Below are 16,724 nucleotides of genomic sequence, written 5' to 3'. Positions count from 1 at the left end.
ACGATTTGAGCAATGAAAAAGAATCTATTTAAAATAATACTGTTCTCAGGTGTGATGGCGGGGCTGTCTTCCTGTAGCAAATCTTACCTGCAACCGGATCCGTTGTCATTCTACATTCCGGATGAAACATTCAATACAAAAGGTGGTCTGGATGCAGCCATGGCTACCTGTGACCGGCACCTGCGTTCTTACTGGACGTACTTTTCGTACCAGGATCTGGGTTTGCCCATCAGTACGGAATATATGTTTTCGGATGTGGCAGTGGCCAGTAAGACGGACGATGGCAATATCTATGCAGACATTGCTACGCGGTTGACGCCTAATGATTATGCAGAACGCAACTATTATTTCTGGAATGAGACGTACAACGGTATTAAATATGCCAATACGATCCTGACGTATATTGACAAAGTGCCGGACCTCGATTCGGTTACCAAAGTAGGCTATATTGGCCGTGCGCTATTCCATCGCGCCTACCGATACCTGGCGCTTGCTTTCGAGTTTAAAGATGTGCCGCTGGTAACGAAGATCCTGGCTTCGCCCAAGCTGAACTATAAGAGTACGCCACGTGAAGAGATACTGAAAATGATCACGTTGGATATGGAAAAAGCAGTGGAATATGTGCCTGCGCAGACGAGCGCCAACCTCATTGGCCTGGTCAACAAAGGGGCCTGCCGCCAGTTGCTGATCAAGTGTTACCTGGCAACGGGTCAGTGGCAGAAAGCGATCGATCAGGCTGATATCCTGATCAACAGTTCAGGTTATTCGTTGATGACAAACAATTTCGGTTCCTTCATCAATCCTTATCCGGCTGTATGGCCCATCACGCGCAATGTGATCTGGGACCTGCATCGCCCGGAAAACAAGGCGATCGCAGCCAACAAAGAAGTGATATTGGTGATGCCTAACCGAAATGGAACGCAGTCGATGGTGAAGATGAACTCGATGCGTAACTGGCTGCCCTTCCTGGACAATAACCAAACGACTACACCGGGTGGACAGCAGGCTATAAAATATATAGCTAAGAACAGTGGCAACTATCGGGAGGCTACGGATTATATGCGCGGGATAGGCAGGGGTATTGCGCATATTCGTCCTACTTATTATGCGACCAATGATGTATGGTTTGTGAACGGTGTAAATGATGCGGGTGACCTGCGCCACAACAGCACGGTGGGCAACTGGGCAAGGATGGATTCGCTCAAGTATAACGATGTAACAGTGCCTGCCTGGTATGGCAAGAACCTGCGGTTGTATGATGGTGCAAAGATCCTGTGCGCGGATACGGTTCGTAACTGGTTTGACTGGCCGCACTACAAATATTATATTGAAGATCCTCTTGAAACAGGGTCTCAGACTGAAGTGAACCACCGTGGCGGCGCCGGCGACCTCTATTGTTTCCGCCTGGCAGAAACCTACCTGTTGCGCGCTGAAGCCAAGTTTTACAACGGGCAGGCTGATCAAGCTGTAGCGGATGTGAATAAGGTACGTCAACGTGCCGGCTGTACGCAGCTGTATACCACGGTTGGCATTGGCGAGATCATGGACGAGCGTGCGCGGGAGTTGAATATGGAAGAATGGCGTTTTACAGAAATGAGCCGTGTATCGTATTGCCTGGCGCTGAGCGGCAAGGCGGACGAGTGGGGCAACACGTATACAGTACCCACGCTGGAGCAAAAGAGCTATTGGTTCAATCGCATAACGGCTTATAATAACTATTACAATAAGGGTAAAGTGGTGGTGAAGGGTCGTTCTTATACTCTTGCACCGCACAATATCAACTGGCCGATTCCGCAACAGAATGCGATCAATGCCAATAATGGCGCTAAACTGCACCAGAATCCCGGTTACAATGGGTACGACGCTACTGTAGAAATGTGGAAGACCTGGCAGGAAGCGGTAGCTGATGAGTCGAAGCAGTAGTCGAAGATGTCGGCAGTCGGCAATCGGCAATCGGCAATCGGCAGTCGGCAATCCTTTGCTTCGAAGGGGTTTGCTTCGAAGGCGTTTGCTTCGATAGCAGCTCTCTCACTCCGCTTTGCTTCGTTCGAAATGACAAAGAAGTAGTTAATAATGTACCAGCCTGTCATTTGGCAGGCTGGTATTTTTTCTGATAGTGTTCTATAAAAAAAGTCTACCCTTTATTATCATGGTCCTGAGAAGTATAGTATGTCTTTGTACCGCCCTGTTGTTGGGGACAGCAGTACTGGCGCAGTCCAACAACAAGGGGCCCTCTAAAAAGGCCGCTCATGAAGCTCCCTACGAGGCCTACCTCTTTGCTTATTTTACAGGCAATGACAAAAGCGAAGAACAGATCCGCTTTGCGCTCAGCAAAGACGGTTATCACTACCAGGCGCTGAATGGTGATCAACCGATCATCGCTTCCTCTGCTATTAGTTCTACCGGCGGTGTCCGTGATCCGCATATACTGCGTGGGGCGGATAACAAAACTTTTTACCTGGTTGCTACGGATATGGTTTCGGCCAAAGGCTGGAACTCCAACCGGGCCATGGTATTGCTCAAATCGACGGACCTCATTCACTGGACCTCGGCGGTAGTAAATATCCAACAACGATTTGCCGGCCATGACAGCCTGCTGCGCGTATGGGCGCCGCAAACCATTTATGATGCAGCAACGGACCGATACCTGATCTATTTTTCCATGAAACACGGGCATGATCCGGATAAGATCTATTATGCCTATGCCAATAAAGACTTTACAGACCTCGCCACGGAACCAACGCAATTGTTTGTGGAGCCGGGCAACGGGGCTTGTATCGATGGCGACATTGTGCACAAAGACGGTAAGTATTACCTGTTCTTTAAGACGGAGGGAGCCCGTACGGCGGGCCTGAAGGTGGCTGTGTCTGACAAACTCACAGCAGGTTATGTGCTGCGTGATGAATATATACAGCAAACGACGGACCCGGTGGAAGGGGCCGGTGTGTTCAAACTCAACAACAGCAACGATTATATTTTGATGTACGATGTGTACACGAAAGGAAAATACCAGTTTACGAAAACGAGTGACCTGGAACATTTCAAGATAGTAGATGAAGGAGTAACGATGAATTTCCATCCGCGCCACGGTACGATTATCTCGATTACTGCTGCCGAGGCGGACCGGCTGAACGCCCAATGGGGCAGTGTGCGCCTCCAGGGTGCGCACAACCCGGTACTGGATGGCAAGTATGCTGATCCGGATATCCTGTATTCGGAAAAGACAAAGAAGTATTATATCTATCCCACCAGTGATGGTTTTACAGGCTGGTCGGGCACTTATTTCAAAACCTTTTCTTCAACGGACCTGGTACAATGGAAAGACGAAGGGGTGATCCTTGACCTGCCCAGGGATGTACGGTGGGGCAACAGGAATGCCTGGGCACCCACGATCACGGAAAAAAAGATCAACGGCCAGTATAAATACTTTTATTATTTCACGGCGGCACAGAAAATAGGGGTGGCGGTGAGTGATGCTCCCACGGGGCCTTTTGTGGATGCGGGCAAACCGCTTATTGACCAGCGCCCGGAAGGGGTGAAGGGCGGCCAGCAGATAGATCCGGATGTGTTTACAGATCCAAAGACAGGCAAGTCGTACCTGTACTGGGGCAATGGCTATATGGCGGGGGCAGAACTGAATGAGGATATGGTTTCCATAAAACCGGGGACTACTCAAATACTGACACCGGACGGCAGCTTCCGGGAAGGGACGCATGTGCTGTACCGAAAGGGCGTCTATTATTTCCTATGGTCGGAAAATGATACGCGTGATGCTGATTACCGGGTGCGGTATGGCAGGTCGGATGCCCCGCTTGGGAAAATCACTGTACCGGCCAATAACCTGGTGATCGCCAAAGATACGGCGCAGGGTATTTATGCTACGGGGCACAATTCTACGATCCAGGTGCCTGGCAAAGATGAGTGGTATATTGTGTATCACCGGTTCTCCTATCCCAATGGCATCAACCTGGGCAAAGCGGCGGGGTACAACCGGGAGGTATGTATTGATAAAATGGAATTTAACCCTGATGGGAGCATCAGGCAGGTACAACCAACGCATAAAGGTGTAAGGCTCAAAAGCCCGGCAAGAAAACCCGCTGCACGACCAGGTGGTGCAGGTGATAGCAAGCAATAATTAAAGACCAGCAATAAATAAGAGACGTGTATGAAAATTACTTTGGCCAGAACGCTTTTCCTGGCAGGCATTTGCCTTTTTTCAGCGAGCGCTTTTTCGCAGCAGGCAAACAATGATTGGGAGAATCCCGGACTGTTGGATGTAAACAAAGAGAAGCCGCATGCGAGCTTCATGGTATTTGACAATGCGGGGGATGTAGTAACAGATGATTATAGCCGTTCCCGTTCGTATCAATCACTGAATGGCAACTGGAAGTTTACCTATACAGACCGGTATGCGGACCGCATTATGGATTTTTATAAGGAAGGACTTGATACACGGCAGTGGGCGGATATCGCTGTGCCTTCCAATTGGGAACTGAAAGGATTTGGTGTTCCTATCTATACGAATATCACGTACCCGCATCCTAAGAACCCTCCTTTTATTGGGGCTGATAACCCGGTGGGTACTTACCGCAAAGAGTTTGACATACCAACGCACTGGGATGGGCAGGAAGTGCTATTGCACTTCGGTTCAATAACTGGCTGTGCCTTCATCTATGTGAACGGTCAAAAAGTGGGTATGACGAAAGCGGCCAAAACACCTGCGGAATTCGATGTCACGCAATACCTGCGCAAGGGCAGGAACTTGCTGGCAGTGCAGATCTTCCGCTGGCATGACGGCAGCTACCTGGAGGACCAGGACTTTTGGCGCCTCAGTGGTATTGAGCGGGATGTGTATTTATATGCGCTGCCCAAACAAACGATCTGGGATTTCTTTTTGCAGCCTGACCTGGATGGGCAATATAAAAATGGCCTGTTCAAAGCGGGGGTAACACTCAGGAATTTTCAACCTGCAGCGTGCAGCAAAGGAACGATCACGGTGAGCCTGCTGGATGCTGCCGGCAAACAGGTATGGAAGCAGGAACAAAAATATGTGGCTGCCACGGATAGTTTCCAAACGATCCAGTTGCAGGGAAAGATCAACAATGTACTGAAATGGAGTGGAGAATACCCTAACCTGTACCAGTGTGTGATAGCGCTGAAAAATGAGGCGGGTACCAATCTGTACACGGGCGCTAAGATCGGTTTCCGTAAGGTAGAGATCAAAAATGCGCAGCTGATGGTGAATGGCGTGCCGCTGATGGTACGGGGTGTGAACCGGCATGAGCATGATGATGTGAACGGGCATGTGCCATTGAAGGAAGTAATGCTGCAAGACATAAGGCTGATGAAGGAATTAAATATTAATGCGGTGCGGTGTTCACATTATCCCAATGATCCCTTGTGGTATAAGCTCTGCGATCAATATGGCATTTACCTGGTGGATGAGGCCAATATTGAAACGCATGGTATGGGGGCTGAATGGCAGTCGTGGTTTGACAAGAAAAAACATCCTGCCTACCTGCCTGAATGGGCGCCTGCGCATATGGATCGTGAAATAAGAATGGTGGAGCGGGATAAGAACCATCCTTCGATTATCCTTTGGTCGCTAGGCAATGAATGTGGCAATGGTCCGGTATTTCATGATGCCTATAATTGGATCAAGCAGCGGGACCCCTCGCGGCCGATACAGTTTGAGCAGGCGGGGGAAGACTGGAACACGGATATTGTGTGCCCTATGTATCCTTCGATCAATAACATGAAACGGTATGCTGCGGATAGTTCGAAGAAAAGACCTTATATCATGTGTGAATATGCACACGCGATGGGCAATAGCAATGGTAATTTCCGGGCGTACTGGGATATCATGGCTACGTCTCCACGTATGCAGGGTGGTTTTATCTGGGATTGGGTAGACCAGGGGCTTAAAACAACAGATGGCAATGGGAAAACCTATTGGGCGTATGGTGGTGACCTGGGCAGTTTCTATTGGCAGAACGATGAGAACGGTGTGGCGGATGGTATATTAAGTTCTGACCGCAGACCGGACCCAGGCGCTTATGAAGTGAAGAAGGTGTACCAGCCGATCGAATTTGCGGCAGCAGATATTGCTACCGGTAAACTGAAGGTGCGGAACCTTTTTGGTTTTACCAATCTTGATCAATATGACTTCAAATGGGAATTGCTTGCTGATGGCAGGAAGATAAGGGAATCGGCTTTCACACTGGCGCTGGCGCCTGGCGAACAAAAGGAGATCACCTTACCTGCGCAGTTGTGGAAAGCGGAGGGTGAATTATCGCTGGTTGTATCGGCCACTGCAAAAAATGTTGTGGGCTTGTTGCCGGCGGGCCATATCGTTGCCACAGAACAGTTTTTAATAGGGGGTAATTTTTTTGCCAGCATCCCCAAAGCGGGCGGCAACCTGCAGATCAAGCGGTCGGATAGTAAACTTGAATTTGTGTCTGGTGATGTATCGGGTGAGATAGACCTGAAGCAGGGAACTGTGCGGAACTATCGTACGAAAACGGGTTCGCAACTGGATCGTTTTCCGGAGCCTTATTTCTGGAGAGCGCCTACGGATAATGATTTTGGCAATGATATGCCTTCAAGATTGGGCATCTGGCGGGCGGCGCATCAAAACAGGAAGGTGCAGCGTGTAACGGTTGGCGAACAAACCAGTGATGGTATTGCGGTGAAGGTGGCGTATGAACTAACCTCGATAGCTGTGCCTTATACGATCGAATACTTTATACAGAATGACGGCAGCATCCGCCTGACGGCTTCGATGGATATGACGGGACGGGAATTGCCGGAGTTACCAAGGTTTGGTATGCGTGTGCGACTGGATGGGCGACTGGACAGTTTACAATATTATGGTCGTGGTCCCTGGGAAAATTATAGTGACCGGAAAGAATCAGCTTTTCTAGGGGTGTACCAGGACAATGTGCGCAATCAGTATTATAACGGCTATATCCGTCCGCAGGAAAGTGGTTACAAAACGGATGTGCGGTGGCTGGCGCTGACGAATGTGCAGGGGAAGGGACTGTTTATTCAAGGGCTGCAGCCTATTTGCTTCAGTGCGCTCAACCACAGCACGGAAGACCTCGATCCGGGTCTTACGAAGAAGCAACAGCACCCTACTGATCTACCGCCCACACGTGGCGTGTTCTTGCAGATCGACCTCAATCAAAGAGGGGTAGGGGGCGATGATAGCTGGGGCGCGTTGCCGCATGAACAATACCGGTTATTGGATAAGAAATATTCCTACAGTTATATTATCCGGTTAATACTCTAAACTTATTTGATCTTGAAGCAACTATTTCAGATATTGGCTATTGCGGCGCTACCTGTGGCGATGGCGGGTTGTGGTAATACGCAAAAGGTGGCCGGCAAATATGCGGCGGATGGATACCAGCTGGTGTGGGCAGATGAATTTAACCACAATGGTGCTGCGGATAGCACTAACTGGGGCTATGAAAAAGGCTTTGTGCGCAATGAAGAGTGGCAATGGTACCAACCGGAGAATGCAGTGTGTAAGAACGGTCAGCTGGTGATCGAGGCCCGGCGTGAGCAAAAGCCTAATCCCCGGTATACGGAGGGCAGCAAGGATTGGCGGCGCAGCCGGCCTACGATTGACTATACGGCTGCCTGTCTGCTTACGCGGGGCAAACAATCGTGGTTGTATGGCCGCTTTGAAATGCGGGGCAGGATCAGCATCAAAGCAGGCATCTGGCCCGCCTGGTGGACGCTGGGCAATGATAAACCCTGGCCCGGCAATGGAGAGATCGATATCATGGAATATTACCGCGGCAAGCTGCTGGCCAATATTGCCTGTCTGGGCCCCGACCGCAAAGCGGAATGGTTCAGCAATATTTTTGCCATCGATTCATTGGGTGGTGAAAAATGGGCGAGCCAATTTCATGTATGGCGTATGGACTGGACAGCGGATCATATAGCGCTGTTCCTGGATGATGTGCTGCTCAATCAAGTAGCGCTGGACAAGCTGAACAATAAAGATGGCAGTGGTTTCAATCCCTTCCGTCAGCCACATTATATGCTGCTGAACCTGGCGATAGGCGGGATGAATGGGGGTGATGCTTCCAACACGGATTTCCCGCAGCGGTTTGAGGTGGATTATGTACGGGTGTATCAGAAGAAGTAAGTGATCAATAAAAAACGCCTCCTCTGCATAGGTACAGGGGAGGCGTTTTTTATTAGACGGCTTCGACAGTTCTTCGGCGAGATCAGGGTGAGCCGCCCCCGAAGGGCGACCCACCCTTAAGAACAGGTTATTTCTTTGGCTTCACCACCACCCATCTGTTGAGGGTGTTGTGATCTGCCTCGATGACTATTTTGTAGAAACCGGAAGGCAAAGCGCTTACGTCGATCACGGCTTTTTGAGCGGCTACAGGAACGGTGGCCAGTAACTGGTACTTGTCTTCCTTGCCTTCTTTAAAAGCATTGGTGGTGGATACCCAGATCTTTGCCTTGCCTTTGGTAGAAGTGGCTTTCCAGGTGACTTCCAGTTTTCCATTGTCCAATGCAGCTTGTGCATCGGTGGCGGAGATAGTGCCGGTTAAAGGAATGCCGTCCACTTCCATCAGTTGGGCACGTGGAATTTGCAAACCCAGGAAACGGGCCATGGAGGGCATAATATCTACAATGCCTGGATTGCCGGACTTGAAATAATCATTCAATCCTTTGGCATTGGTAACGATCCAGGTGCTGCGCTCGCGATCTGACTGACCACCGTGGCCTTTGCCTGTTTTGGCATCCCGGCCATGATCGGTGGTAATATAAATTACCCAGTCTTCTTTAAACTGCTTTTGCCGGTATTGTATGGCTTCCCATAACCGACCCATTTGCTTGTCCATCAGGTCTACGGCCCTGAAATATTCCGGACTGTCGCCATGGGCATGCCCCATGTCGTCTGTGTATTCCAGGTATACCCAGGAAAGATCGGGGGCTTCTTTTTTGATGTAATCGACGGCATTGTTCACTACGGCTTCATCTATCTGATGCATGTAATCACGTTTTTTGTCGTGCGGATATTGTGCGGTATCCAGTTCAAGCCCGTCGAAATGGTGTGTGAGCGTGAGGTTGCCGGTTTCCGGCATGTTCTCGCCCACCAGTTTGGTCCTGTTGTCGAGCCAGCTGGAGAAAACAGCAGTTTTCTTTTGCGGGAATTGTTGCTTAAAAAAACGGAAGATGGTCCAGTAATGGTAGTTGGGCGCAGCAATATCATTGTCCCACACATTGTGTTTGTTGACCCAGGTGCCGGTAAGCAAGGAGTTGTAGCCTACGGCAGAGATAGTGGGGGTTTGTGAGTAACCGCCTCTTTCTCCGCCTACATGTGCGCGGGTAAATCCTCCCACTTTTGCTATTGACTTCAGGAATGGGGTAGGCTGGTTTTCGATCACATCGGCGGCAATGCCATCAACGATCACAAACAACACTTTTTTACCCTGGGCCATTACGCCCGATCCGATGGTCATTAACAAGAGTACAAGCTGGTATTTCTTCATAATTAAACCGTTCATAATTGAAAGTAATATTTTTATTTGATCAGCCACATCACCTCATTGATGTTGTCGCCACCCGGAAACTGGCTTTTCACAGCATTCTCTACATTCACCCGGTTGTTGTTGAACTCGTCGGTGGGATACATCCATCTTTTAGGGATCTTACCGCCATTTAATACACCGGGCCCGGCGGTTTCAAAAACAGGAAAACCAGTGCGGCGTTGTTCGAAAAAGGCCTGCCAGCCTGTGTTCATGAACTGGCTGATGTATTTCTGGGTAATGATCTGCTGAATGGCAGTAGCTGGCTGCAGGGTGATTGCCGGCTGTGCCAGGTAATTAACAATGGCACTGCTTGCATAGGTATTATTAAAGTTCGAAAATACCAGGGCTGCTTCAATGCCTTGCTTGTACCAGGCATCGGCGTTACCGGTGATCCAGCCTCTTGTAACGGCTTCGGCCAATATGAACTGCTGCTCGGAATAGCTCATCAATACGCTGGGTTCGTTGATTGCTTCATAAGCATACCGCTTGTTGATCTGTGAAGCTTTGCCCTGACCTCTTTTGGCAGTATTGTAGGCCAATGCCTGACTTCCTACCAATCCATCATAGGCATCGAAATTTCCTTCAGGCAAACCGGTAGCGGTGGCAGGCAGGCCATATACAAATAACCGGGGATCCTTCAGGTCTTTCAGCACCTTTACAAATGAACTGTCGAGGTAATAGTCCGTCTTCATGGAATTGCTATTATAATAAGGGTACTGGTTACCGGTGATATTATAATACTTCAATTGACCATTATCGGCATTGGAACCTAATAAAGGATATTTAGCGGGGTTGGATACAATGTCGTTGAACCGTTGCTTAATGTTCAGCACGGTACTGCTTTCCTTCTTCGACAGGCTCATCAATACGCGCAGGGTATAAGCATTGATCAGCTTCTTCCATTTGTCAACACTGCCATTGTATATCAGGTCACCATTAATAGCCAACTGGTCGGCTGTTAAAGAGTCGCTGGCCAGTTTTAATTCATCCAGTACGCCTTTATAGATCGCCTCCTGGTTGTCGTAGAGGGGGCGTGTAGAAGCAGAATCAAAGGTGCTGTTCATCATTGACTGCATCATTTTTGAATACGGGATATCGCCCAGGCGCTGTGTCATTTCCAGGATAAAATGGGCTTTCAGGAACTTGCCGATATAACGATAGTTGGGTTTGCCGATCCGGACTGCTTCCTGTTCCATCTTCACCACCTGACTGATATTGCCATAACTCATGCCGCCTCTTTGCCAGCCATAATACTGGGCATTACTGGCTCCCTGTGTGTATACCAGGTAGCGGCTGGCAAGGGCTGCATCGGCTGAAATAATATTGAAGGCCTGTTGTTCTACTCTGGGCAGCAGCAGGGCCGGGTCGGCCACGGTAGGGTTGTTGGGATTCTCCTGGAAGTCCTCAAACTTTTTGCAGGCAGGGAGGGATATCGCCACTGCAATGGATGCGATAATATATATGTGTTTCATCTTAGTTTGTTTTGTATGCTTCTGTATGGCGAGGCATTAAAATTTAAGATTGATGTTTACACCCATGCTGCGCATGGACGGCGTTTGTAAATTGTCGCTTTCTGCATCGGGGTCTACATTGGGCAGCTTCGCCAGTAAGAACAGGTTATTGCCAATGAAGGATACAGAGGCCGCGCTGAAAATGCCACGGGTTATTTTGGCAGGCAGGTTGTAGGTCAACACCACCTCGCGCATCTTCAAATAGGTGCCGCTGTAATAAAAATAGTTGTTCAGCATCTGCCCGCTGGTGGTTTGCATAAAGCTGATGTAGTTAACAGGTGTGGTGTTGGGGGCAAACTTCCTGGTATCGGAAGTGATATTGCCGTGACTGTCATATTGAACCGTACCTGATTCTACCACTACTCCTGGTCCAACGTAAGTGTTTTTACCGGCATTGGCATCATCACGGTATTGTGTTACCGTGCCGGGTGCTGTGCCGCCCCACCACATTTTTTGGTTGGTAGTGGAGTAGATCAGTCCGCCTAAGCGGCCATCCACGGAGAAGGTAAGGGAGAGGTTCTTATAGCTGAATGTATTTTGCCATCCATAGATCCAATCGGGATCGTCATTGCCGAAATACTGGGCATAAGGCGAAGTGGCCTGCATACCATTGGAGTTATAAATAGCCTGGCCATCGGGTGTACGGGCGGCGGATATAAATATCCTGTCTGTACGGTCGCCTTCCTTGATATTACCAATATAACCATCGGGGCTGTCGGTTGCATCTTTCAACCAGCGGTGCACGCTGCTGAAGTTGATGGCTGTTTCCCACCTGAAACGTTTGTTTTTCACGGGTACGCCGCTTACTACAAATTCCCATCCACGGCGGATATACTCATTGGCATTCTTTAAGACAGAGGTGATGCCGCTGCTTTGTGATTGAGGTACGTTTACAAAGTTGTTATAATCGCGGTTCCGGAAAAAGGTAGCGTCCACACTGATGCGGTTCTTGAGGAAAGAAGCTACGATACCGTATTCACCGGATTGTACAGTAGCAGGCACCAGGTCGGGTGATATAGCGGTGGTGGGCCATGCGAGGGAAGGCACATTGTTCCATTTGTTGCCAATTGAATAGGTAGTAATATGTGCATACGGATCGCCTCCATCACCAATGAAACCAGTATTCACCTTAGCCCAGGAAGCGCGCAGTTTGAGGAAGGAAACTGCTGATGGCATTTTCAGTACATCGGATAACACAGCGGATACACCTGCGGAGGGATAGAAGTAACCATTGTTCTTTACGGGCAGCGTGGAGGTCTTGTCGTAGCGGCCGGTAAAATTCAGGTACAGGAAACCGAGGGTCTCGATGTCCACCATACCATAAGCGCTGGCTGTTCTGCGTTCCCGAAGGTAGTTGGAGGTCACAGCGGGGTTAATGGAATTGGTGAGGTTGTAGAAGCCCGGAATGGTAAGTCCGTCGGTAGAAGCATACACCGATTTTTCATTCCTGTAGGTATTGGCGCCGCCTGCTGTGACAGACAGGTTGAACTTGTCGCTAAACTCGTGTTTGTAATTCAAGATCAGGTCGGTGGTCAGATCAAAATAATTGGCCTGGGTGGTGGCATAATTGCCTTTTGAAATATAGTCATAGGCTATATAACTATAGGGTTCCTTCACATCCTTGAAGGTGGCAAACTGGTTGAAGCCGGTACGCAGTTTGGCAGAGAAGTCTTTGTTGAACTGGTAATCAAAGGACACCTGGCCGAAATTGTTATCGCGCTTGTATCCGTTGAGCAGTTCATTGGCTACAAAGTAAGGGTTGTTGTACCACGACAAATTATAATTGCGCTGTTGTAAACCTTCCTTGCCGGGCAGCCAGTATTTCTTCAGGTCGCGGATATCGATGTCGGGGCCGATCCACAGTAACAGGTTGTACAGGATATTGGGCGGACCATAACCAACAGTGGGGTAGTTGTTGCTGTACTCTTTGTTGAAGGTAAGTTTGGCATCTACACTCAGTTTTGATGTGAGCATATAATTACCACCTATGGAGAACGAGGAGTTATTTACGCCTGTATTGGGCACTACTCCCTTTTGGTTAATATGGGAAGCGGATACGCGGAAAGAACCTTTGTCGGTTCCTATGGATGCGGACACGCTATTGGTAGACAGGATACCGGTGCGGAAATAGTTTTTGATATTATCCCGACCCCTGGACACCCAGGGCAAAGGAACCAGTTTACCCGTATTGGGATCTACAGGGCTGTTGTATTGGGTGGTCTCATAAAAGCCACTTGGCGTGGTCGGATCGCGCTGGTCGAGTTTGGGTCCCCATATCCAGCCACCGCCTTCGGTACCATTGCCGGAGCCGTTTACGTAGGCATACTTGCCGGCATCGCCATTTCCATATTGGGTTTGCACCTTGGGCACTTTGGTGTAGCCGGTTTGGAACATGGTAGAAGAATTGACTTCCACATTCAGTTTTCCTTTTTTCCCTTTTTTGGTGGTATATAATATGGCGCCGTTAACACCCAGGGCTCCATACAAGGCACCGGCGGCGGTGCCCTTCAATACGCTGATGCTTTCAATATCATCGGCATTGAGCTTATAGGGGTCTGCATTGGGATCGGGAATGCCGTCAATAACGATCAATGGTGTTCTGCCACGCAGGGAGATACCGGGATTTTGAAAGAGGTCGGTGGTGTTCAGTACATTCAGGCCTGCCACTTTGCCGGTGAGGGCGCCTACTGCGGTGGCCGACTTTACTTTGGCCATTGTTTCGCCGCTCACTTCCTGCACGGAGTAGCCCAATGCCTGTTGGCGTTTTTTGATACCCAGCGCGGTAGTAACCACTACCTCATTCAATTGGGTGCCTTCTGATTGCTGCAGGTAGAGATCAATCGTTGACCGGCCGTTGAGGGCAATCTCCTGCTGAACAAATCCAAGGGAAGAAAAGACCAGCACGGCATTGGGTGCTGCAGAGATCGTGAATAAGCCTTCCGCATTGGTGGTGGTACCTTTTGAGGCGCCTTTCACAACGACAGACGCCATGGTAATAACGGTGCTGTCTGTGCCCGACCTGACATGGCCTCTTACCGTAATATTCTGGGCAAGACCAGTAGCACAAAGCACGAAAAAAAGGATCGCAAGTGAAGCAGCTTTTTTCATGGTTGAAATGATGTTTTGGGAATAAAAAATATCGTCTTTGATCCCTGCCGGGAATTCAGTCACAAATATGCAACTATTAAGTTCCGGCATAGATTAATTGAATGATCATTCAATTAATTTATTAATTTACTAACAAAAACTTTACAATTCCTTAATCCGGGCGCCGGTAGTGGAATTATTTATTTATTTTGTTGTTATCCATACGTTAACAATCGTTTGCGTGCCTATATTTGTCAGCTACAAAACCAACTACACAACTTTTATGGGAAGAAAAAGCCTGAAGGAAGAGCGCCAGCGGGAGATCATCAAGGCCTTTTATAAACTGGCTAAAAAAGAAGGTCTGGAGAATGCATCGGTCGCTAAAACCGCTGCCGTTATCGATATTAATCCCAGCCTGGTCATGCATTATTTTGAGACCAGGGAAGCGCTGGTGTATGGGCTGATCGAATACATCCTGGATAAATACCTGCTTATTTATAAATTACCCAAAGAATCAGAGGAGAGTGCTGAAACGGCCTTACTAAAGGTGATCGATAATATCTTTTCGCAGAAGTGGAATACGTTGTTTGATGACAGTGTTTCCTATAGCTGTTATGCGCTTGCCTTCCGCAATAAGACGATCAAAGAGAAATATAAAAAACTGCTGGATACGCTCCGGCTGAACCTGGCTGTCCTGATCGGCGAATGTAAAAGACAAGGGCTGCTGGAGATAGAAGACCCTGCGGTGACAGCAGACCTTATATTCGTAATGGTGGATGGCGCTTATTATTATCTAAGCCTCGTTACGGACAAGAAAGAATACCAGGTAAAACTGGCGCAATATAAAAACCAGGCACTGGCGCTGCTCAACTTTGTTTCCGTCGCGTAATAGACCAGATGGCCACTACGGCTATGACGCCCCAGGCTACATTGACCGCTATATTGGGGAAGTCCTGTAAAAGAATGGCATTGATCGTAAGGCCTATGGCGCCTGCCACATTCAGTACATGATAAGTTTTGCTGTCGGGTTTCAGTTTCTTCATGGTAAGCAGGAGATAACCCAGGAGATAGGCTATTGATCCTGCCCAGCCTACAATGGTACAAATTGCTTTTCCGAAGTAAAGTAAGGTAGTCGTTGTCATAAAGAAGGGTCGTGGCCAAATGTACTGTAAAAAGCCAATTCCCTAATATATACATTCTTTTAACTCTGCATCACCGGCCTATTGGGCCATTAAATATTACTTTGATGGGCTGGTTTGTATTCCCCAATTTACCTCGATATTATTTTGGGCGGCATATGCTTTTCCTGTGCTGATCAGTTTATTAAAAAGCGTTTCGTAGGTAGTGTAATAGTTGTCGTGGATGGACTGGGCCATGGCTTTAATTTGCGTGGCTGGGGCGCCGTCATCATATAACTTCGCCAGTTGTTGGTACTCATTTTTGTAAATGGCGATCACATACTTATTCAATGCTATAGCAGTTTGCAACATCTCTTTTGTTTGCGGCGTTTCTTTCAGGTCCTGCAGCTTTTCAAAGTTTTGTTCCAGGAATAGGATCTTTTGGTCCATCATTTCCTTGCGCTTCATCACCACCGTTTTATCTTTATTGCCATCAACCATTTTTGCGGAAGGATAGGTGAGCTCAGGCATAGTCCCATCATTGGATATACCGTTGAGCATGTTGGCATTTAGAACGGCCAGGTCGAAATATCTTTCCGGAGGGGTAGTCATACAGCCTCCTATTAAAAGGCAAAAGGCCAGGCAGGTACAATACCACAAAGACCGGTTGTTAAAAGGAGAGAACAACATGCTTATTATTTCCTGCTAAAGTAGTCCTTACGAGAGGCCTTACCTATTGGTGATGCGTAATTGGTAGTATTTATTCGATAAAGTGTATTAAAGGATTGATAAGTTGTAACAATAGGAAAAATAATCCCTTGCAAGCACCGCAGGGCGCCAGTAGCGGTCCGGGCCTGGTGTGCTGCAGGGGAAAAGAGTGGATGCAGGAATATTTAGGCTAAAACAAGCTTGATGCCTTTACCGTTGGTGATCAAACTGGATAAACTTTGCTGAATAATTTGCGTCCAAGACATTGAACAGCTTTCAAAGCACTCAATAGCAGGATTTAATCCAAAGTGAGTAAAACGGAGTTGAGTTTTATTATCCTTTTGCGTGATCTCAAAACTTATTTTTGTGCCAGTCCATTCCTTTTTGTCTTCCGCATAATTGATGGCACTTTCTGTAACCAGCCATACTACTTTTTGATCAGGGATCATTTCAATAACTCTTTGCTTTGACAGATGAAGGTCTTCATACTGGTAAGTGAATTCATCATGAAGTTTTGCTGCACTGCCTTTTATTTTTCCCGGCCACCAATGCAGGGGATTGTTGATGGCATTAAAAACCTGCGTGGGCGTTTGATCTACTATTAATGTAGTAGTGAAGTCGTGTTTTTTCATGGTTATACTTTTTAGGTTGTAAAACTACTGTCTATATGATTGAAAGAGCGGGTGTAATGTAGACTTTATGGCGGGTTGATCCGGACAGGGTGGTTGCTTGTCATCCCC

General features: G+C 48.2%; 11 protein-coding genes. 5 read left to right on the top strand and 6 right to left on the bottom strand.

All coding sequences use genetic code 11. The annotated features are described in order from the left end of the window. The first annotated feature begins 12 nt into the window (after positions 1-12). The 4 genes from D3H65_RS15890 (at position 13) to D3H65_RS15875 (ending at position 8,158) form a co-directional block, all read left to right on the top strand. Positions 13-1,923: a RagB/SusD family nutrient uptake outer membrane protein gene (locus tag D3H65_RS15890; RefSeq protein WP_119051255.1), complete on the top strand. Its 1,911-nt coding sequence runs from the start codon at positions 13-15 to the stop codon at positions 1,921-1,923. A 226-nt stretch (positions 1,924-2,149) separates the two neighbouring features. Continuing rightward, the gene (locus D3H65_RS15885; protein WP_119051254.1) at positions 2,150-4,135 is read left to right on the top strand and encodes a family 43 glycosylhydrolase; all 1,986 of its coding nucleotides are present in this window, start codon (positions 2,150-2,152) and stop codon (positions 4,133-4,135) included. Between the two features lie 30 nt (positions 4,136-4,165). Continuing rightward, positions 4,166-7,291 carry a glycoside hydrolase family 2 TIM barrel-domain containing protein gene (locus tag D3H65_RS15880; RefSeq protein ID WP_119051253.1) on the top strand — a complete coding sequence of 1,042 codons (3,126 nt, stop codon included), beginning with the start codon at positions 4,166-4,168 and terminating at the stop codon, positions 7,289-7,291. A gap of 12 nt (positions 7,292-7,303) precedes the next feature. After that, positions 7,304-8,158, top strand: a complete 855-nt coding sequence (locus D3H65_RS15875) for a glycoside hydrolase family 16 protein (RefSeq protein ID WP_245999512.1) — start codon at positions 7,304-7,306, stop codon at positions 8,156-8,158. 127 nt (positions 8,159-8,285) lie between these two features. Here the strand turns inward: D3H65_RS15875 and D3H65_RS15870 are convergent, their stop codons facing one another. The 3 genes from D3H65_RS15870 to D3H65_RS15860 are packed head-to-tail and all read right to left on the bottom strand — an operon-like array spanning position 8,286 to position 14,179. Beyond that, positions 8,286-9,536, bottom strand: a complete 1,251-nt coding sequence (locus D3H65_RS15870) for an alkaline phosphatase family protein (RefSeq protein WP_245999511.1) — start codon at positions 9,534-9,536, stop codon at positions 8,286-8,288. 17 nt (positions 9,537-9,553) lie between these two features. Continuing rightward, entirely contained in the window at positions 9,554-11,032 is a 1,479-nt protein-coding gene (locus D3H65_RS15865) for a SusD/RagB family nutrient-binding outer membrane lipoprotein (protein ID WP_119051250.1), read from the bottom strand. Between the two features lie 36 nt (positions 11,033-11,068). Beyond that, positions 11,069-14,179: a SusC/RagA family TonB-linked outer membrane protein gene (locus tag D3H65_RS15860; protein ID WP_119054535.1), complete on the bottom strand. Its 3,111-nt coding sequence runs from the start codon at positions 14,177-14,179 to the stop codon at positions 11,069-11,071. Between the two features lie 262 nt (positions 14,180-14,441). On the opposite strand from D3H65_RS15860, the gene D3H65_RS15855 reads away from it, so the two are divergent. After that, the gene (locus tag D3H65_RS15855; RefSeq protein ID WP_119051249.1) at positions 14,442-15,047 is read left to right on the top strand and encodes a TetR family transcriptional regulator C-terminal domain-containing protein; all 606 of its coding nucleotides are present in this window, start codon (positions 14,442-14,444) and stop codon (positions 15,045-15,047) included. Here the strand turns inward: D3H65_RS15855 and D3H65_RS15850 are convergent. The 3 genes from D3H65_RS15850 to D3H65_RS15840 all read right to left on the bottom strand — a co-directional run bounded on the left by D3H65_RS15850 (position 15,025) and on the right by D3H65_RS15840 (position 16,616). Beyond that, entirely contained in the window at positions 15,025-15,300 is a 276-nt protein-coding gene (locus D3H65_RS15850; RefSeq protein ID WP_119051248.1) for a CBU_0592 family membrane protein, read from the bottom strand. The genes D3H65_RS15855 and D3H65_RS15850 overlap by 23 nt on opposite strands. Positions 15,301-15,396: 96 nt before the next feature. Continuing rightward, complete coding sequence (locus tag D3H65_RS15845) at positions 15,397-15,888, bottom strand: hypothetical protein (protein ID WP_162915658.1); 492 nt, start codon at positions 15,886-15,888, stop codon at positions 15,397-15,399. Positions 15,889-16,169: 281 nt separating this feature from the next. Further along, positions 16,170-16,616 (bottom strand): SRPBCC family protein, encoded by a 447-nt coding sequence (locus D3H65_RS15840; protein WP_119051246.1) that lies wholly within the window; start codon positions 16,614-16,616, stop codon positions 16,170-16,172. Between the last annotated feature and the right edge of the window lie 108 nt (positions 16,617-16,724).

It is taken from the genome of Paraflavitalea soli, from assembly GCF_003555545.1.
In the GTDB taxonomy this organism is placed as follows: domain Bacteria; phylum Bacteroidota; class Bacteroidia; order Chitinophagales; family Chitinophagaceae; genus Paraflavitalea; species Paraflavitalea soli.
This window is presented reverse-complemented; position numbering and strand designations above follow the sequence as displayed.

Coding starts and splice junctions, on each gene's coding strand:
- D3H65_RS15890 (WP_119051255.1), top strand. CDS start 13: ATGAAAAAGAATCTATTTAAAATAATACTGTTCTCAGGTGTGATGGCG.
- D3H65_RS15885 (WP_119051254.1), top strand. CDS start 2,150: ATGGTCCTGAGAAGTATAGTATGTCTTTGTACCGCCCTGTTGTTGGGG.
- D3H65_RS15880 (WP_119051253.1), top strand. CDS start 4,166: ATGAAAATTACTTTGGCCAGAACGCTTTTCCTGGCAGGCATTTGCCTT.
- D3H65_RS15870 (WP_245999511.1), bottom strand. CDS start 9,536: ATGAACGGTTTAATTATGAAGAAATACCAGCTTGTACTCTTGTTAATG.
- D3H65_RS15865 (WP_119051250.1), bottom strand. CDS start 11,032: ATGAAACACATATATATTATCGCATCCATTGCAGTGGCGATATCCCTC.
- D3H65_RS15860 (WP_119054535.1), bottom strand. CDS start 14,179: ATGAAAAAAGCTGCTTCACTTGCGATCCTTTTTTTCGTGCTTTGTGCT.
- D3H65_RS15855 (WP_119051249.1), top strand. CDS start 14,442: ATGGGAAGAAAAAGCCTGAAGGAAGAGCGCCAGCGGGAGATCATCAAG.
- D3H65_RS15850 (WP_119051248.1), bottom strand. CDS start 15,300: ATGACAACGACTACCTTACTTTACTTCGGAAAAGCAATTTGTACCATT.
- D3H65_RS15845 (WP_162915658.1), bottom strand. CDS start 15,888: ATGACTACCCCTCCGGAAAGATATTTCGACCTGGCCGTTCTAAATGCC.
- D3H65_RS15840 (WP_119051246.1), bottom strand. CDS start 16,616: ATGAAAAAACACGACTTCACTACTACATTAATAGTAGATCAAACGCCC.